Genomic DNA, 18,816 nt, shown 5'->3' on the forward strand with positions numbered 1-18,816 from the left:
CGGTTAGAACCGCATGGCGGAAAGCCCGGACGCGGGCGAACCTCGATAAGGATGTGACGCTCTACTCATGGCGTCCACGTTGGGCCGCCGGATGCGCGCGAGAAGCGTTCTCAACTGGGAGGTCAGGGCCAGCTTGGGCACGGCAAGGAACTCCAGCTTAGCGGGGGCACCTTCGGGGACAGTTTTGCAGGTTTCTGGCTGGTCAGCGATATTGGAAACAGACACAAATTGGCGCCGGCTCAGGGGATTAGCCCCCGACCTTCGGTTTACAAAATTGAGCCGTCCCAAAACCCGGAAACGAGCGCTCCTGGGGCCCGAGCAAGTCGTTCTTAGACTGGACCAATAGCTGCCCGGAACGAAAGGCGCACGCATATCTGGTGCGGCGTGCGGTGATTCCGATTCGGCGAAGCAGCACCTGATAAGCGGTTTCATTGGTGGCCCGGCAGGACTCGAACCTGCAACCAGACCGTTATGAGCGGCAGACTATTGATCACATTCATTGATTTTGCTGCGGTTTAGCCTGCGTTCGATCGCGTTTGTTGCGTTTCGATCAGGTCGTTCCTGGTGCGAAACTGGTGCGGTTGCCAGTTCGCGGTTCGGAGGTGATTGGCTCAACAGTCGCAACTTCTTCAAGCCGCTTTGCCGTTGTCCTCTCAAGGCTGAAACAGGGGTTCGATTCCCCTGGGGAGCGCCAGAAAATTTAACGACTTAGAACCGCCGTGAAGAAGTCGTCGAATATCCGTTGAATAAGCGTCGGCGAATGTTGGCGAACCCCGACACATTAATTCAGCGATCCGACCGCGCGGGTTGGCGCGCGTAGATCCGATACCTCTGTTGCGATTCGAACGGCAGTGACAACCACACGATATGCAATCCGCCTCAATTGCACGCGAAGTGCTCGCATCTGTTTGGCGGCGTCTCTAAGCGTTGAATGCGCAATGTTTACCGTGGCGCAAATGAAGGCTTCCGCATCTCGGGCGGTGCAACCGAGTTCGGCTCGGGGCCGGAAAAAGACCGCCCACGACAGCGATCGGGAATATCATTTTGTTAGGTTCGACGATCCGAGCTTGCTGCGCTTCGCTGGTGAAGGTCGACGCGCGACGCCACGGATGATCACGCTCACCTACGGCCTCGGCGTCGACCTGGCCGCGCTCGCAAGGCTGATGGCAGCAAGGCTTTGAAAGACATCATGGCGGGCAAAACGCGCTGCAGCCGTCAAGACGAAGAAGCTGCGAGGCAAAGCGATCGTGAGCGGCGGGGCCGGCACCGAAACGCGCACGATGGGGTTATTTGGTGGAATCCTAACCTACGCGGTCGAGAATGGGATCATCGACGTAAATCCAGCGCATGGCGTGCGGCGGCCGAAGGACAACGTGCGCGACAGGCGACTTTCCGAATCCGAGTATCGAGCTCTCGGCGCCATCCTCCGATCGGCTGCCGAGGACGAAAAATATGAGATGACTGTCGATATCATCCGGCAGATTGCTCTCACCGGCTCACGCCGCACCGAGATGATCAAGCTGCAATGGGTCGAAGCCGACACAGACGCAAGCTGCCTGCGCCTAATCGACAGCAAGGAGGGAATGTCCATCAGGCCTGTTGGCCTTCTAGTCATCGAGTATCTTGAAAATCGTAGGCGCATGAACGTGGGAACGTACGTCTTTCCCGGGCAGGGCGAAGACAATGTCTTCGGAAGCTTCCGAACCATTGGGAACAAATCTTCGAGGATACGTCGCCGCCGACATCACGCCTCACGTCCTCCGACACAGCTTCGCGAGCATAGCGAACGATCTTGGGTTCACCGAGGTAACCATCGCGGCATTGGTTGGCCATTCGAAGGGATCCGTTACGAGCAATTACATTCACACGCTCGACACTGCTCTCATCATGGCCGCTGACACGATCTCTGGGTATATCCAAGGCCTGCTCGATGGGATCGAGTTCAAACAGACCGCTTACGCTCTTGACCGTGATTCCCGGAAAGCAGCTCTTGCGCGGTTCCTACGCCAAGCCATCGGCGAAAGCTCCATGGTAGAAGAAGAGACGCGTCTCGCTGCGTAAGGTTGCGATCTTGTGGCGCAAATTGTTCGACGTTCGATATCGGGGCCTGCTGGTCAGAAAAGGAAGGCTACAGGCGGTTGCGGTCGAGATGCTTGCCTAACTCTCTCAAGCTGGCATCACGATGGACCACCCGGAACCAGCCATCGGCGGTGTTTCCGAAAGGCTCGATCATGGCCGCGCCCAGGGTGCGCATGGGGCGTCCATCAATATAGAGTTGGACACGGAGCATTCCCTGATCAGATGCCATTTGGGCTAACAATGCGATCTGGCCTGTCCGAGCGGTGATCCCTTCTCCAGAAGAATCGATTTCGTCGATTGCGAGCACCCCGTGATCGGCGGGGACCGTGGACAACGAGGTGTGTTCCCGGCGGCATTCCTGAATCTCGCTTAGGCGGCCGTCCCAAGTCGCCTAACGTCAGGTGTGTCGTGACGGACCGAAGGTGAGGTTGCTGTTCCAACACTTCGCGCGCGAGACCGAACGTGTCCGTAGAGGCGTAGAGATACCGCGCACTATGAATAGTTTGCTCGTGATTGAGGAAGAGGACCGTCTCTTCATCAATATCGATCGGGTTGCCAGACCTGAGGCCGTCTCTGTATCCGAACACTCGTTCCTTTTGATCCGCCTCGAGACCCGCTTGTTCAGCCAACTCGTAGCGCTTCACAAGTGTAGGACAGTGCAAAGCTATCATGATCTCGGGTGAGATCGGCAGGACGACAAGTATGCCGTGCGAAGTGAGTCCAAGCTCTCCATAGGGGAAGGGATTCATCAGCACGACGGGATGATCAGAGATTATGAACTTACGGCCCCCATTCGCTCGGTAGAGGGCAGGATACAGGCGCAGAAGCGCGACCACCTGCTCGCTGCGATCGAGGAATGTCCGTACTGCGCCAAGGCGCAGCGCGGCATCGGGTGGCTTCGCCATGGTCGGATCCTGATCCGGATCGTAGCCTAGCTGCCGTGTGATCTCCCGAAGGCGATCGGCGAGGTGCGCCGGTGTGGTCCGACTGAAATGCGTGCGGAGCATTTGGGTGGCGAACAAGTCGGCCAGAGCAAGCCGATCATCCTCGGATAGCCAGGCTACCGACTCGCGCGAGAGGATCTCCGCAATAAGACGGGGCGATCGGGTATCGACCTCCTGGAATAGATCTTCGAAGTTCCACTTGTTGGCGCCGAGACTGATGGTGTTGAAGTCGTTTTCTGAGCCAGCGTTGAGTATCGAGGTTCGGAAGGAGCGGCCCGTTTGCTTGTCTAACACGTAAAGAAAATTGCGTTCCGGATCTGCAGAGAAATGCCGAAGCTGCGCCTGCGGCACGAAATGGTGTTTTTTAGAAGATCGGTTCATTGCTTTGACGCGGTGTATGGACACTGAACATCCGAGCGCCTATCGACGCGAACGTTTCGTAGGTAGTAGTTCACCACATCGCTGTAGGGTAGCATCGTCAATCGTGAATTCCTCTGGCGATTTACCACCCAGTTCGCGCCTCCTGCCTCGCATCCATAAGGTTGCCCGCTCGTCGTCGTAATACCGGGATTGTGCGAGCACGGCGAGCTCGGCGACGGCCTTTGCCTTCCGCTCGCTCGCTCGATGCTGAACCTCAATCTCACGAGCTCGGGAATGAAGAGCGCTGACTGCGTCCTCGTGACCGGCTTCGCTATCTGAAGCTGCCTCGATGGGAGAGCGTCCCCCAGTGCTAGAGTTTATCGCCACGAGCCAGATTTCCGCGTCCCCACCGATCTGTCGAAGCGCGCGATTCCGCAGATCGGCGACACGCGAAGCTCTATCTGCCTCGATTTTCGCTTGGTTGGCGCGTTGACGTTCGGCTTCCTCTGCGCGTTGGCGTTCGAGGGCGCGCGCCAGCGCGCCTTGGTAGGGAAGTCCAATCAGGTCTAAGCGTTCTCGCGGCGAGAATCGAATTTGGGTCGCGATGTTATCCAGGTCGTTTGTGAACGATCGCCACCTCGTTTCATCGAAGCCGACCGCATCCTGAGGTGAATGGCCGCGTTTCACGAGTGTTGAACAGGACCATTGTTCAAATACGAAAGCGGCGGCCTCGTCTGCCGGTAGATCGGCAATCAGTTCCTCAACTAATTGACGAAGCTGGCGCGTGCGCTTCACCGGGCGCGCCCGGAGCTCGCGAGCCTTATCGATCCGCGCCTTTAGCGTATGTGACGATCGCCAAATCTCGGTCGGATCCGAATGAACGAAGCCAAGGCGCTCGAGATGCGCTAGATATGCTTTGACGGCTTCGAACGGGGGATTGAACGGAGTTCCAGACGCTCGCACCCCAGATGCGATTTCGTCCGAAATGTCAGCAAACGACGGGTCGAGCCATCGTCTGCTTCGGAGTGCCGCAAGCGCATTCCGGGTTCGGAAGGGCGGCTTGGTTGGAGCAAGTAGTGCTTCCAGAATGGCCGCTTGCCATTCCGCAACGGCCACGGTGAAGCAACCAGCTCCATCAACAGGCAGGTTGATGAGATCGGCGAGACCGTTTTCCCGGGCCGCCGATTCGCAGGCCCCGCTTCCGGGGACGCTTGACGGTAAACGATGGCGATAGGAGCTGCGATAATGCTCGATTTGCGTCCGCTTCTCCTCTGCTCGCAGCAGTGCTCGCTCTTCGAGGCGGGCGCGCGCTTCACGTTCCCGCGGATTGTGCAGCCACATTCGCGGCGCGTGATATAGTATCTCGTCTGCGATCTCGCTGAGCTTGTGGTTGCGGTATTGCGAGAGGTCGATCTCGATTGCGCCTATATCCATCGCTTGGATCCGAGCGATTTTTTCTGGGTCGCACGGATGAGTGACTTTGAATTCTACAATGAGGCGGCGATCGCGTAAGAGCAGCACGACGTCGGGAACGATCTGCCCATCTTTGGTTTCCAGAATCGCTCGATCGAAAGCGCGCTTCGCGGCCCGGACAACAACTTCGCGATCCTTCTGCTCTTCCACGACCTGCGCTGGCAACGTAATTTCCAAGCGCTCATCCAAAATGCGTTTCGCAAACTTATGCAGGGCCGTCTCGCCAGCGGATTCGCATGACCGGCCATCCTGCTGAGCGTGGTGCGCAAAATGGTGGGCCTGCACATCTCCCTTTTTCGCAACCAGTCGCCTTTCGCAGCCGGGACAGACGCAGTTGCAGGCGAGGCCGGAGGGCACCTCGCCTATGTGCAGGAGTCGGCCCTCGGCAGACTCGGCGACGAAAGCGCCGCCTTGCTCCGTACAGGCAAACAGTTCTCCCAGGCGTATAGACATCGTCCAGCTTGCTCCCTGGCCGGTATCGCTAGGTGGAGTGTCAGTGCCACTCCATCCATCTTGCTACCCGTGACAGGTTTTCCAGAAATAGATCGAGGTATCCTTCACTGCCTAATGCGAACCCTGCTTTAAGTAGTTGTTGCCTGGTAGGAGTTGATTTCAGCTCGTGTTCTATTGAGCGTCGCCCCTCGCTTCGCCAGCCGATGCGACCGACCGACATCCTAGCCTTCCTGTCGCCGTTCTCCAGTTGATCCTTCAGTTCGCTTTCGCTGTTCTCTTCAAGGTGGACCAATGCCCCCAGCGCCTCGAAACGATCGAACAGCAGAGCATTATCTGTGGGAACGCCTAAAAAAGCCGCGCCCCACTCGGAAGATACGTCGAATAGATGGTCGCTGAGCGGTGTCTTTCGACGGTTGTTGACAGTCGTGAAACCCTCAACGTTGTTCCAGAGATTGTTATCGGAACCCCTCCAGTCCCACAGGAAGAGCGAATTCACGAGGCGTTTGGGGTCCCGTTCCTCTCTAGGCATCGAGAGGGAAAACAGGTCATGCAAAGTCTTCCATCGCTCTGCTCTCGAAAGAGCGAGACCATATGCCGTCATGAGCAGAACCGCCGGATAGGTTCGTAGGTCTAGCCAAATATTCAGGCCACTGCCTACCTTGTTCGCCCTGACAACCACACCGCGGATCGTATCGGCAATGATTGAAAATTCGGCGTCGTTTCCCCATCGCCCGAGGACACCAAAGGCTTTGGCGAGCGGCTCGGCCGCAGCCTCATAGAGTTTAAGACGCCGGCGGAATTCGTCAACGGACCACGCGCCCTGCGGAGAGAGATCCTTCGCGTCTAGGCGGTCGAAAAGCTTGGTGACTTCCTGCGTGATAACTTCATCGAGTCGAATGCGGAATTCTGGCCGCGCAACGTATCGTTTAATGGAGCCGACGAGTAGACCAATTGTCAGCGGGCTCTGTTTTCGAGTCTCCGCGAGTGTTTGCAGGCGCTCGGCCAACGTCAGAAAGAAGCTATCGGCGTCGGTAATCGGAACCGTCACAGCCTTACGCTGACTAATGATGGGTTCCGCGCCGTTCCCAACTTTCCCTCGTATGCTCCAGAAAGTAGGGTAACGCCTGTTAGGCGCGCGCAACAATGCCGCCCGCAACGCGTCATCCCATTCGCCTGACCAGCCGCAAACGATAAGACCGTGCTCGTCGAAAATGCGATCGAGGAGCGCATCATATTGCGGCGGATAAGCGCCTAACTCTTCGTCGGTGTTCAGGATGCGTGCATCCTTATAGTCACCATGAAGCTTCAGCACGTAGCACGGGCTATGCGTGAGCGGCTCGGCTCCTGACAAAGTGTCAACGGAGGTGACGACAGTTGGCTCTACGCCAACTTCGCGCAGGGCGTTTTCTAGCAACCGATCGAAATTGGTTGTTACTATCACCCGAACATACCCGTCGCGAACTAGGCCGGCGATGGCATGGTGCGCTGTAGTTGGAAGTTTCTTTCCCTCTGCGCGATCGTCTTCGTCAGGCTCTATGTACGAATGTAAGATGGATCGCCGTTCGGCAGGTGAGGCCGCTAGTTCTGCAAGAATCGCTGAATAGTCGGCTTCCGCAGAATACTTTTTGCGGTACCACGTCGCCCAATCGGACTGGTTCTCTACGCCTTGCGCGAGCGCAACCCGACGAACCAAATCCAAAGTGATCTCCCAGCCAGTTGGAATCCCGGCCGTACGAGAGAGACCAGAGCCGAGAAGCAAGGCATAGACGCCTTTGTTCTCGAACATTGAGAATGCGAGTTGAGTAGTCGGGTCGCTCGATAAAATGCTCATATAGCAGGCGCGCGAATCAGTAGGAGAGAGGCATGCCAGCATAGCAAGATTGAGGAGCAGTCGGCTGCCGCTGGCGCCTCCCTGGTTGTGCCGCGCAATCACATTTGCCCTTTTCAGCGATAGGTGGGCGTCGATGACGACGCACCGACCGGCCGCTGCAGGATTCGAATCGAGCCGGATCGGTTGCGCGTCAAACCACCGAGCGCCAGATCTCGCGGATCGGATGATCCCGTAGGCGCCATTAACAGCCTGGTCGATGGTGGGAGACGGGTCGATCGGACCTCCGTCGGCCCACATCCTCTCGTTCCACGACTCGCATAAGAGGCGGTCGGCTTGGCGGATCAAGGCCTCGCCCTTCGCGCGGGCGTCGCCAGCCTGCGTTGCGAGGATCGTCGTCATCGCGCGTGCTTTGCCGAGCTCCTTGTTCAGTGCCTTGCGGTCGCCTCCGGAAAGCGGGGTTGGATGGTATTTCGGCGGCATCCGAATTCGTCACGTGACATTGGCCGGCGGCGCGCCGGCGACTACTCGAACAAGGGCCAGCAGCCATCCTCTTCGTAGCGGCCGGTCCTCTGCTGGCACGTATTGTCGAGCAGACGTTGACCGACCTCCTTCCAGATGGCTTGAGGACCGTACAGCCTGACTGCATCGGCTTTCTGGATCTCGACGATCCTATTGCAGCGGCTGGAGGAGACCCGCAGCACGTGACGGCCGATGTCGGAAACTTGCGCGTTTGGATGGGTTTCCCGGGTACAGCGTTGTCGGAGCGCGCATCTTCGAGCAGTGCCTCCCAATAAAGGGGCGGTAGATCGTCTGCCGGACCCACGGCTGGCGTCTGCGGGGCCTTTTTGCCGGCGACGGGGCGCTGGCGAGCTTTTGGATCTGTTTCATGGTCGGGAAACGCCAACTTGCGGGACGATCGGTCATTATGTTATTGGAACATAACAAGAACAAAAATGGCGAGTCTGTCTCAGTGAAAAAATGCTTGTGCTCGCTCGGTCGTCCTGTCGTTCGTCTTTCATGATGAGCGAGACTGGCCCGAGCACGGAAATGCTTACCGCGATGACGGACCTGTGGCGGCTACGACCGCCGGGGCCCGACAATATTCTCGCGCATCCCGCCTTCGTGCGGCTGCGTGAGATCTGTCGCGACAGCTATCCGCACGTCGGCAAGAAGGGCCGAACTTCGCTCTCTCGACAGCATTGCGAGCTCTGGGTCTCCCATGTCACCTGCAGAAGGAAACGGCCCACCTTGTCTTGCCCGTGGAGGAAGCGGCGAAGGGATTGGACGCGGCGCTGCGCGCCACCCACGCTAAGCGCATTCACCTTGCACCGCTCGATCTCGCCGCCGACCTGCCGCCGCTCGCATTCGGTCCGGCCAAAGTATGCCGATTGAGCGCGGACGAGCTGCGCGGGATGATCGATGCGCCCCGGCTGAGGCGGCTTTATCCGCGTCAGGAGTTCGATGCCGAGCGATTTTCCGAATTCCATTGGCTCATCGTCGAGGAGGTCGTAGTTCTCGAACAGGAGCCGGAGGAGCGCGCGGTCCCGGTCCTGCTCATGGACCTCAGCCAGGACCTCGGGCGGATCGAACCACATAAAGGGCGCTTTCCGACTGCTCTGGAAGAAGCGTTGTTCTTCCTCCTGCTGGCTCCTTGGGAGAACTGGTCGACGATGCCCGAGGTCGATTGGCGCGGCTTTCGCGTGCCATGGGTTTACACGGTCGACAGCGATATCTTCGTTCGTCCCAATTCGCCGCCGTCGGCCGACACGCTGAGTTGGGAGGAGCGAGTCTATGACGATGGCTTTGGCGGGACCTACGAGGAAGAGCGCCCGGTCGAGCTGCAGTTGGATGAGGTGGCCAAGACCGAGCTGACTGTGTGGGATCGGAGCCGGTGGGCGACGGTTGAGCAGGCGAAGGGATCGGTATTGTTCGAGACGCCGATCGTCCACTTCCTCGTTCACGCGTTACTGGCCGAGGGCGTGGACGAACTCCTCGCGCACATCACGACGATCGAGGCGGCGCTCGGCTTACGCGCGGATTATCAGAAGAACTTTCGTGTCGCACCTGACCGTCACAAAGGGATGCGTGCCACAAATAGAATGCGGGGACGCGTAGCCGGCCTGCTGGGCGATCGACGCTTCGCCGACCAGTATGAGCAACTCTTCGACGTGCGAAGCGCATTCCTTCACGGGCGCGCCATGACGGTGATTTCGACGAAAGAGCGGGTGATGGCGCGATCATTGGCCCGCCAGGTCGTGGAGGCGCTGATCCTTGCGACGTGTGCGGGGCCGATCGGCTCGCGGGAGGACTTTCTAGACGGCTTGCTCGATAAGGGCGCTCCTTTAATCTAGCCGAACGAGTGTCTTCTCCCGGTAATCCGCTGGGTTGAAAACTGTCAGAAAACTGCTTACATTTCTAACAGGAGAACGGTCATTGGTGCGGTTAACGGAACAGATTCTCGCGTACGCCGCAGGGTTGCCGGAAGGCACGCCCGTGGCAGCTAAGAGCTTGCTCCATCTCGGTAATCGCGCCGCGGTGGATCAAGCTTTGTCGCGTCTGACCGAGCGAGGCCAACTGATCCGGGTCGGTCGCGGCGTTTATCTGCGTCCCGTTGCAAGCCGGTTTGGGACGAGGGCTCCTTCTGTCCAACAGACGGTCGAGGCGCTCGCCAATCAGCGCGGTGAAGTCATTGTCCCGAGTGGGGCGGCGGCCGCCAACACCCTCGGCCTCACAACACAGGTGCCGGTTCGGTCGATCTACCTGACCTCCGGCCGGAGCCGAACGATGAATCTCGGCAAGCAAGTCGTCGAACTTCGTCACGCACCGCGCTGGCAACTCGCCCTAGCTCATAAGCCGGCAGGCGAGGCAGTGCGAGCGCTGGCCTGGCTGGGGCCGGAGAATGCGGAATCCGCCCTGAAGACGTTGAAGCGGAAGCTCCCGCCGGCCGCCTTCAGCGAATTGGTGGCGGCGGCGCCGCAGCTCCCGACCTGGCTCGCGCGCAGCGTGGGAAAGGCGGCGCATGGCTGACACTTTTCTCCACCTTCCGGTTACTGATCGCCGTGATGCGCTGAGCGTCGCGGCCGACCAGTCGGGTCGACCGGCGCATCTCCTCGAAAAGGATGTGTGGGTAGTGTGGGCCCTCGCCGCGCTCTACGGATCGGCGCTCGGCGAGCATCTGGTGTTCAAGGGGGGCACTTCACTATCGAAGGCCTATGGCGTCATCCGACGGTTTTCCGATGACGTCGACCTGACCTACGACATTCGGGCGATTGCACCGGATCTGGTGGGCGATAACGGTGAGGCATTGCCCAAGACGCGTAGCGAAGAGAAGCGCTGGTCGAGCGAGGTCCGCAAGCGCCTGCCGGAGTGGGTAGCCGGGACAGCGCAGCCGGTCATTGCGGACGCGTTGGCTGCGGAGGCGTTGGCCGCCACGATCCGTCTCGAGGGCGAGAAGTTGTTCATCGACTATGAGGCGATTGCGACGGGCTCCGACTACGTGGCGCCGAGCGTGATGCTTGGGTTCGGCGCACGATCGACGGGTGAGCCGGCAAGTCTGCGGGACATCACCTGCGACGCATCGGGCTTGGTTGAAGGCGTGGTCTTCCCAACGGCCCGGCCCCGCGCGATGCGTGCCGAGCGAACCTTCTGGGAAAAGGCCACGGCGATCCACGTCTTCTGTCTGCAGGAGCGGCTTCGTGGCGATCGTTTCGCACGACATTGGCACGATGTCGTGCGGCTGGATGAAGCCGGCCTTGCGAAAATAGCTTTCGCTGATCGCGACCTGGCGAACGCCGTGGCGCGCCAAAAAACCATGTTTTTCGCCGAGAAGGCGTCCGATCGAACATCCATCGATTACGCAGCGGCGGTGGACGGCGGCCTGCGGCTTGTGCCCGCTGGGGATGGCCTGAAGGCGCTGGAAGGAGATTACGCATGGTCGAAGATGGACTATTCTTGGGGATGCCGAATCTTTCGCGGCGCTCATGCAGCGTTGCGCGGACATTGCCGCTCGAGCAAACAGCGTATCCAAGGAATTCGATCAGGCGTCGCCAAAATAAAAAAGGCCCGGGGGGGTGATGATAAAACGTCTAACACGAGTAGCGCGGCTTGAGATTGTCATAAAAGAGGAATGTGGACGGCAGGGCCTGCTCGCCGACTTTGTGCGGGTCATCGACGTTCTGCCTCATCAGAACAGTCACTGTGAGCGAACGTATCGCCTGGCTGGTCTAGCATGACGGGCGTCGTTTTGCCTTTCGATGATTGGCTTCTGATAGCGGGAAACTCCACTGACAGTGGACTTCATTTCGTCGGTGCGTTTGATCGACGGATCACATTTTATTCGCAGCAGGTTCGTGCGCTGCGGCTTGCCCACGCCCTAAGTCGTCCCGGCAAGTTGAAGCCAACTGATAACATCGCTGTGGTCGGCGCGGGGGCTGCGGGCGTTACGGCTGCCCTCGGACTGGCGTTACTCGGTAACGATGTGAGCCTATACGACCCCGCCGCATCGATCTTGCAGCTACAGAGCGCATCACCGCGCCTGCTGCATCCTCATATCTACGAGTGGCCCAGGTTGGGATCGCTGGATGATCGCTCGGGTTTACCAGTCTTGGATTGGTCTGCGAATCACGGCGGCGCCGTTTGCACTCAGCTCAAGGCAGACTTTCACGCTGCGGAGACGCGCCTGCCGAATCTCACCTTCAAACCGGGCCAGAAATTAACATCCCTCGATAGAGTCGGCACGCGGTGGCGGCTTGGGCTCACAACGAATGGTACTCCCAGCTTTCGTCAATTTGACCACGTTGTGCTCGCGATCGGCTTCGGCGACGAGATCCCCTGTGGGGCGGCGATCCCTGTGCACTATTGGAAACAGAATTCCACGGGGTCGGCCGCCGCCGAACCGCACAGTCCAGCGACCTATCTTGTCAGCGGCAATGGCGATGGCGGGCTCACGGACCTACTAAACCTGCTGATTCAGGATTTCGATCATGTCAGATTTACGCGAAGCTTTTTGGACTATTTTTCTGATGACGCTCTTCGCGTCACGACTGAAACCGCCTGCGCTGGTGTAACGGCTGGCGACGATCTCGAAGCGGCGTTCAATACCAATCTTTTACCCCTGTTTGACGAACTGGGCGTGCTCGATCGACTCAGTCAGCACCTTCGATCCGACCGAAAGGTCACCATCAACAGCTCCGGCCCGTTATTTGCTGCGACAAAGGCAGCGCAGCTCAACCAAGTTATGGTCTTTGCGGTTCTTGAGGCGGCGAAGCAGGTCGCGCGCCCGGTCCGGCGAAGTTCGGGCCAGATCACGGACGTCGTCCTAGGCACTGGGGGCTTCCAAGTCGCCGGTCCGAGTGTCGCGGGGGGGCCGCTGACGGAGACGCTGGAACATGTCATCCTACGGCACGGCCCTGACCGTGCGCTTCGCTATGCGCCCGCCGGGGCATATTTCACAGCGTATCGGGCGCATGCGACTGCTTTATTTGCAGCGAGGCCCGATCTCAACGCGCCGCCTATCCTCGATCGCGAGACCTACGACTTCTTTGAAAAGCTTCGAATTGAGAAGCTCGAAGATCATGCGTCACAGCAAGCGTCCCGGGCCAGTGTCGCCAGCGCGAGAGCTACGATTGTCCTGGAGATTGATCCGGCCGGTCATGTTCCAGTCGAGCGTGGCAGCCGGCGCCTTTTGAACATTGCCGACAGCTGCGAGCGGCTGACCGGAAATGTCATTCTCCACCTCGCTATGCCTCCTGCGAAAATAGCCGGATCGGCGAACCTCATTCGCCTGGCGCGTGCCAGTGGTGGTCGTATCGCACTCGCCGCCGGGCCTGATGGCCTATCTGACTGGCAGAAGCTTGTGCCGACGATCAATGCAGTGCCGGTTGCGATCTCATATTATCCCGCACTCGCGCTGAATATGACCGGATTGGACGAGGCGATCGACGCCTGTTTGCTCCGCCTCCTCGATCAGCGGGTCCGAATAGCGCTGGCGAGTTATCATTGCGACGCACTTGGTCCGCTCAACCCATCGATCGCCAGCGCTATCGAACCAACTTGGACGGCATGGCATGCCTCGCTGAAGAGCGACAAAACGCTGCTTAGCGCCTTTCTCCGTTGGCTAGCCAATGTTGAACAGTACGAGCGTTCACCGTGGGACGGTGATCACGCAAGCGTTCCGCATCTTGCGACGGCAGTTGTGATGATGCTGGCGACGCATCATGGCGAACCGCTGGAGCCCGCATTTGTTGACCGAGGAAATCTGAAATTTAGCAAGAATGCGGTGGCGCTGGGATCGGGGTGTCAGATGATCGGCCAGCAACTAATCGCGGTCTGGAATCAACCCGACCAGTGGGGTGTCGATGCGCTGATTCTATCGGGCTCGGCAGAAGTTGAAGTCCTGGATCCACCGGGCCGCATACTCGATGGCGGCAAGCCCGCCATGGGAATGGCGGCGGCGAGACGGGTGCGCCCCGTAGTGATCCGGAACGATAAACAGTGGCGTGCACGCCTGATCGGCGATCTGGCTGGCTGGAAAGCCGCGGTGGAAGCAGAATTTTCCGCCTTGCGTGTGCGGCAGGACAAGGAACTGGAGGAGCTTCCCAAATGACTCCCAAAATCCTTAGTGACAAGCTCATGCAGTCGGCAAAGTCGCTTGGATGGCCGTCGACGGTTGAGCCAGACTTTACATCTGCAACGTTCAGGGGCCGCCAGGATGCATCTGCCACGTCGCTGCCAGAAGCCACAATCGGCCTACGCCTTGGTGCATATCCCGTTCTGGTCGCACCGATCGCGTTAAACACCAGCGAGCAAATGCAAGGTTCGCTTCGACCCCTGCACAACCAGATGGTGATCGCCCGGTCTTACATGCGCGCTGAAGAGGTGATCAACGCGCACATCATGCTTTGCGTGACTGCGACGGACTCCCAAGCTGACTGGCGTGGCATTATTGATCTTGCCGAAAGGGACGAGACGGTGTGCCGGAAAGTGGTCTGGATGCCAGACACCGACGAGTTAGACGAATCGTACGATCTATTTCTTGCGCGAACATTTCTCGCTCAGCCATGGCGATCGCTCCAAGCTGTCCTCAACGCGCCGCTCGACCATAACCAGGGACTCGCCGAGCGAATTCTCGTTAGGCACGGGTTGCCGGAGCCAGCGGCGAAGCGGTGGGTCGTACTTGCTGAGACTTATAAGGATGACCCTGACGGATTGATCCCGCAGTTGGTCGTTGCCCGGGAGCAGCCCGAATGACACCGCTCTATCTGAAGCACGTAGAACTTCGACAATTCAGAAGTTTCGCGACGCTCGATGTTGAACTCCCGGCGCAGCCTGGTGTGCTTATAGTCCATGGCAGCAACGGGCTGGGCAAGTCCTCTCTTTTCGATGCACTTGAATGGGCGCTGTCTGACCAAATCGACCACTTCCGAGATGCAAACGGCGTCAATAAGCCTGGCACGTATTTGTGCCGCTGGCGGGAAGGTGAGCCGGGGCCGACCAGCGCCACGATGATTTTTTCGGATGACAGCACAATCGAGCGAAGCCTGTTGTCCGCTAAATCGATTAAGTCGCAACTTCGAGGCAACGTCCCTGATATCACTGGCTTCCTGCGTGCGCCGGCATGGCAGCAGCGCATTTCGGAACTACAGCGCTATCTTTTGCTGACCCACTTCCTGGGGCAGTCGACCCTCTCGCGTTTGACTTACCGAAAGTCTACTGAGCGGTTCGATATTCTTAAGGAAGCTGCTCAGAGCACGGCTATTGAGGCAATTGCCAACGCTCTCCATGGCCAGGGTAACACCACGGTCGTTCGCGCCTACGCCCGGCAAATCGAAACCTTTGAGCGACATGCCAAGAGTTTGGGCGACCTTCTAGAGCAGGAGGCTTCGCTATGGACAGAAGCGCAGATTTCGGGCTCGATCGACGAGGCCAACGCCGATTCCGAGGCTCGCCGGATTGCAGAGCAGTTATCGCGTGCGCAGCTCAACAATCAGAAAACCACTGACACGCCGGCTGGTGAAGCTGAGCTCACGATCGAACGTCTGCAGGCGACGGCAGACAGTATTGAGCGCGAATGTCTTTCCGCCGAGTCTCAATTGGGGGACGCGCGACGTCTCCACAGCGAGCGGCAGCGCGTCCTAACGGACGTGGCCGAAGTGGGAGCGTCGCGCACCGCTACACAGGCGCGCCTGGACGCGCTCGCTGGCGAGCTCGAGCGGGCAGAGAAGGTCAAGGATGATCGCCGCAGGCTGGTTGCGGCCCATCAGGAGGAGGTCGCTGGCGCGTCGACGGCCCTTTCGCGCCTACGCACGTTGCGTGACGCGCGCGTTTTGCTCGCTAGACTGGTGGCAGAAGATCAAGAGGGCGCCGTTGCGAGGGTGGCTGCCGACCAGGCAAAGAACGAAGCGGAGCGCGATGTCACGCTGGCCGAGCGCAGGCGACAAATCTTGCAGTGGCTAAACGGTGAAATCGGCCAATGCGATGAGGAGATCGACCGCCTGCGTGGCAGCGTAGCGACGGTCGATCAGGCGATCGCGTGTGAGGCTCGCATTCGGGACCAATCGGACGGGCTTGCTCGCCTCGAAGCCGGCAATCCAAACATAGATCAGGCCGTGGAACGTGGCGAAGAAATCGCAACGGCAGCCATCGACAGCGTGAGCGCTCAAACTGCGGTTGTCGAGAGCCTTCGGTACACGTTCGACACTATGACTAACGCAATTGCATCGATCGCGACGCACTTGCCGGCCGATGCATGCGATTGCCCGCTTTGCGCGACCCCCTTTGACAGTGCGGATTCCTTGCGGTCTCGGGTCTCGACCGCCGCACAGCGTCTCGCACCCGCCCTCGTCGCCCAGGAGGAAACGCTTAAGACCCTGTCGGTCGCTCGTGACGCCCGTGCAGCCGAACTCCAACAACTGCGAGGCGCACAGTCGGCGATTCGTTCAGCCCGTGCGGCGCTTGACGTTCAGCGAGAGCAGCGAGCCCGATTGCTCTCTCGCCTTGTTGATCGTTCTAGCGATGGACCCGCCGATCTCACCGCGAGACGAACGCGCTTGCTTGACGCAGTCGCCGCCATAACCGCGAGGCGCCAGCGAATGGCCCGTTGGCAAACGCACTCGGCTCTCGGCGGCCAGGCATCGAACGTAGAACACACGCGCGCGATCCGCGCGCGCGACGCAGCGCAACGGACGCTGGACGCCGCCACCCGCACGTCCGCAGATCTCGCCGCGGCTCTCGAAAGAGCGAAGGCGGATGAAGCTAACGCAATCTCTGCAGTGGACGTGGGTCGCGAAATTAGTTCCAATGACCTTTCGCGAATGCTTCAGGAAGCGGAGGCCGCGTCACGTCGTGTTGAGGAGAGTGTCTCTGCTGCAACGCGGGCGCTAGCAGACGCCGACACGACTGTCGCTGCCCTCGAAGCGGAGCAGGCCGGTCTGAGGGCGCGACTGGTAGAAGTCGATTCCCGAAAGGCTGATCTTGATCGAAAGCAGCTGAGGATCGGTAACGACTGGCTTGCGCTGCAACGGTTCGGTTCGGTTCCGGATCTTGCACCCGTCCAGACTCTCGAGCGTCGCATTGCCGCTACGAGACTGGCGGTCAAGGAAGCGACAGCTCAACTTTCGCGGCTGCGTGAAGGGCGTCTCGCTTGGGCCCGACAGCTAAGCCATCGCGCTGTGCTCGAGCAAATCCGGGAGCAGGTTGATGGGCCGCCAAATGGGACACGCGACGAGTTGCTGACAAGTGCTACGTCGCTTCGTGCTCGCAAAACGGCGGACGCCGAGGCGGTGCGCCAAGTCAAAGAGATTACAAAGGCCGCGAGCGCTGACATCAGCGCCGAGCTGGAGGACTTCAATTCAGAATACATCAAGCCCTTGGGTTTCTTGATGTCGAGGATTAATCAGGCGATCCTGTGTGATCCGCGCGTCGGGATTGATCTTCACGTCAAGAAAAAGAAGATTGAGCAGAGCGCCGTTAAAGGAAGTGAAGTCCCTAAGGCGGTCGGGGACATAGACCCTGTGCTCGTACACAGCGAAGGTCAAATGGCTGCTCTCGCGGTCAGTATGCTATGCGCCGCAAGCCTGACATTTCCCTGGTCGCGATGGAAGGCGCTCGTTCTGGACGACCCGTTGCAGCACAATGACTCGATTCATGCTGCGGCATTTGCAGACCTAATGGGCAATCTCGTTAGTGCCGAGGGCTATCAAATACTTCTTTCGACCCACGATGTCGCTCAAGCGGAATTTTTGCAGCGCAAGTTCCGTTCGCGCCGTATTCCTTGTACCACATTGAACTTGTTGGGACTCGGCAAGGACGGCGTTGAGTGGGCCGTCCAATCCTCTTCTTCGATAGAGCCTCGCGCAGCGTTGGCTTGATATGGCCGGAACAGCGGAGTGGAGATCTAATAGCGCCGTCGCTAGGCGTGCCGCGGAGCAAATGGCTATTCGGATCGACAGTCGCCGTCTGGGCGGCGGAGCTGCCGTGAGCATCATCGAGGCGCGTGTCCCGGTGAACAGTGGTCCACCAGCGCACTTCCACAAGGAGCGCGACGAATTATTCGAAATCCTTGAGGGCACGTTCCGTTTCCGCGTCGGTGACGATCAATTCGATGCCCCTGCTGGCACGAGTGTCGTGATTCCCCGTGGCGTCGGCCACACTTGGGCCAACGTCGGTACAAACCAGGCGCGAATACTCTTGATCTTCACCCCCGGTGGAATGGAAGAGTTCTTCCCCTGAAATTGGCCGCACGCCGCCCGAACAGTGGCAGGCGCTCTCCGTACCGCTTGCCGGATTAGGATTGCGGGATCCGGCAAGCGTTCCTTGTTTAGGTTCGCAATATTCAGGAAATGAATCCGCAGAACCTATCAATCAAGACCGACACGTCCTTATCGGTTCGGCAGTGCGGACTTCACCCGTCGAATGGTTCAACGTGAAGTGTGCGCATTGATGTCTTACGAGCCAGCGGAGATGGTACTTTCGAGCCTATTTCCGCTTGATGTTTGGGCTGCTGGCTATTGGTTTTGCTTTGGGGACGAACTTCTCGCCTGTTGTGACGGTCAACTCCCCCTGCGTTGTCAGGTCTAAGGGATCGATGCCTGACGTTTTGAGCATGTCGTTCCAAACCTCAGTGAGGTCGTCGTAGGCGTTTGTAATCATTTCCGGTGTGCAGAGCTTCTGCCAATCGGCCGTCATGTCGATCTCTTTGCCCTTTTGACCATCGGCCTTGTCGATGTAGGTTTTGCTCTTTTCGGTCTTTACCGGCTTGCCGTGAGCCAGCGTGTTGCGCAGGCGCTTCATCGCAGAGACGGAGCTGTAAGGCCGCTTTCCCCAATCGGGAGAAATCTTCAGGTGCTGGAAAACCTTATCGATCTTCGTGTGGTAGTCGTCCCAATCATTCCAGAGAGGTAGTTTTTTAGCGCCGATGGCGTTGAGGTACGCCTCGAATGAGAACGCTAGCATCGTGCCCGCGGCCATGCAGGTAAACGTCAAGCCTGCCTCGTCGTTATCGGCGACCTTCTTCTTGATGATGTCTACAAACCATAGAGCGGCGTTGTCGATGTAATTGTGGATGTTGTGGTCGACGACTTGCTGGCTTGCTTTATGAAACTTCTCGTCCATTGGTTGCCTCCTTTGCCCCGCCGAGCCCTGTGGCCGTTTTGAGCGCGAAGCATACCGCACCTGATT

At 58.9% G+C, this 18,816-nt stretch carries 11 protein-coding genes and 5 pseudogenes; 9 read left to right on the top strand and 7 right to left on the bottom strand.

Features of this window, described 5'->3' with window-relative positions; translation table 11 throughout:
- Nucleotides 1-1,055: 1,055 nt before the first annotated feature.
- Both JJC00_RS38875 and JJC00_RS06695 read left to right on the top strand, forming a co-directional pair.
- Nucleotides 1,056-1,172 (top strand): annotated as a pseudogene (locus JJC00_RS38875) (branched-chain amino acid ABC transporter permease); the annotation flags it as partial.
- Nucleotides 1,154-2,061 (top strand): annotated as a pseudogene (locus JJC00_RS06695) (tyrosine-type recombinase/integrase); the annotation flags it as partial. The pseudogenes JJC00_RS38875 and JJC00_RS06695, both read left to right, overlap by 19 nt.
- 67 nt (nucleotides 2,062-2,128) lie before the next feature.
- Here the strand turns inward: JJC00_RS06695 and JJC00_RS38550 are convergent.
- The 6 genes and pseudogenes from JJC00_RS38550 to JJC00_RS38880 form a co-directional block, all read right to left on the bottom strand.
- Nucleotides 2,129-2,254, bottom strand: a complete 126-nt coding sequence (locus JJC00_RS38550) for a hypothetical protein (protein WP_283816803.1) — start codon at nucleotides 2,252-2,254, stop codon at nucleotides 2,129-2,131.
- Between the two features lie 43 nt (nucleotides 2,255-2,297).
- Complete coding sequence (locus JJC00_RS06700) at nucleotides 2,298-3,428, bottom strand: DUF4238 domain-containing protein (protein ID WP_200471917.1); 1,131 nt, start codon at nucleotides 3,426-3,428, stop codon at nucleotides 2,298-2,300.
- Nucleotides 3,429-3,443: 15 nt separating this feature from the next.
- Nucleotides 3,444-5,309, bottom strand: a complete 1,866-nt coding sequence (locus JJC00_RS06705; protein WP_200471918.1) for a competence protein CoiA family protein — start codon at nucleotides 5,307-5,309, stop codon at nucleotides 3,444-3,446.
- 40 nt (nucleotides 5,310-5,349) lie between these two features.
- A complete protein-coding gene (locus tag JJC00_RS06710; protein ID WP_349643543.1) occupies nucleotides 5,350-7,182 on the bottom strand; it encodes an SIR2 family protein in 1,833 nt (610 codons plus the stop codon).
- Nucleotides 7,183-7,371: 189 nt separating this feature from the next.
- Nucleotides 7,372-7,620: pseudogene (locus tag JJC00_RS06715) on the bottom strand (hypothetical protein); the annotation flags it as partial.
- Between the two features lie 41 nt (nucleotides 7,621-7,661).
- A pseudogene (locus JJC00_RS38880) lies at nucleotides 7,662-8,064 on the bottom strand (hypothetical protein).
- A gap of 329 nt (nucleotides 8,065-8,393) precedes the next feature.
- Between JJC00_RS38880 and JJC00_RS06720 the strand changes: the two are divergent.
- The 7 genes and pseudogenes from JJC00_RS06720 to JJC00_RS06750 all read left to right on the top strand — a co-directional run bounded on the left by JJC00_RS06720 (nucleotide 8,394) and on the right by JJC00_RS06750 (nucleotide 17,868).
- Nucleotides 8,394-9,491, top strand: coding sequence for a hypothetical protein (locus JJC00_RS06720; protein ID WP_246774100.1), 1,098 nt, complete (start codon nucleotides 8,394-8,396; stop codon nucleotides 9,489-9,491).
- An 82-nt stretch (nucleotides 9,492-9,573) separates the two neighbouring features.
- Complete coding sequence (locus JJC00_RS06725) at nucleotides 9,574-10,167, top strand: AbiEi antitoxin N-terminal domain-containing protein (RefSeq protein WP_200471919.1); 594 nt, start codon at nucleotides 9,574-9,576, stop codon at nucleotides 10,165-10,167.
- A pseudogene (locus JJC00_RS06730) lies at nucleotides 10,160-11,195 on the top strand (nucleotidyl transferase AbiEii/AbiGii toxin family protein). The gene JJC00_RS06725 and the pseudogene JJC00_RS06730 overlap by 8 nt, the downstream one beginning before the upstream one ends.
- A 173-nt stretch (nucleotides 11,196-11,368) precedes the next feature.
- Nucleotides 11,369-13,744, top strand: coding sequence for an ABC-three component system protein (locus JJC00_RS06735; RefSeq protein WP_200471920.1), 2,376 nt, complete (start codon nucleotides 11,369-11,371; stop codon nucleotides 13,742-13,744).
- Nucleotides 13,741-14,388 (top strand): ABC-three component system middle component 1, encoded by a 648-nt coding sequence (locus tag JJC00_RS06740; protein ID WP_200471921.1) that lies wholly within the window; start codon nucleotides 13,741-13,743, stop codon nucleotides 14,386-14,388. Before JJC00_RS06735 ends, JJC00_RS06740 begins: the two co-directional genes overlap by 4 nt.
- Entirely contained in the window at nucleotides 14,385-17,507 is a 3,123-nt protein-coding gene (locus JJC00_RS06745) for an AAA family ATPase (RefSeq protein WP_200471922.1), read from the top strand. Before JJC00_RS06740 ends, JJC00_RS06745 begins: the two co-directional genes overlap by 4 nt.
- A gap of 106 nt (nucleotides 17,508-17,613) precedes the next feature.
- Entirely contained in the window at nucleotides 17,614-17,868 is a 255-nt protein-coding gene (locus JJC00_RS06750) for a cupin domain-containing protein (RefSeq protein ID WP_200471923.1), read from the top strand.
- Between the two features lie 246 nt (nucleotides 17,869-18,114).
- Here JJC00_RS06750 and JJC00_RS06755 read toward each other — a convergent pair whose 3' ends face one another.
- The gene (locus JJC00_RS06755) at nucleotides 18,115-18,750 is read right to left on the bottom strand and encodes a hypothetical protein (RefSeq protein WP_200471924.1); all 636 of its coding nucleotides are present in this window, start codon (nucleotides 18,748-18,750) and stop codon (nucleotides 18,115-18,117) included.
- Between the last annotated feature and the right edge of the window lie 66 nt (nucleotides 18,751-18,816).

It is taken from the genome of Bradyrhizobium diazoefficiens (assembly GCF_016616885.1).
Lineage (GTDB): Bacteria > Pseudomonadota > Alphaproteobacteria > Rhizobiales > Xanthobacteraceae > Bradyrhizobium > Bradyrhizobium diazoefficiens_F.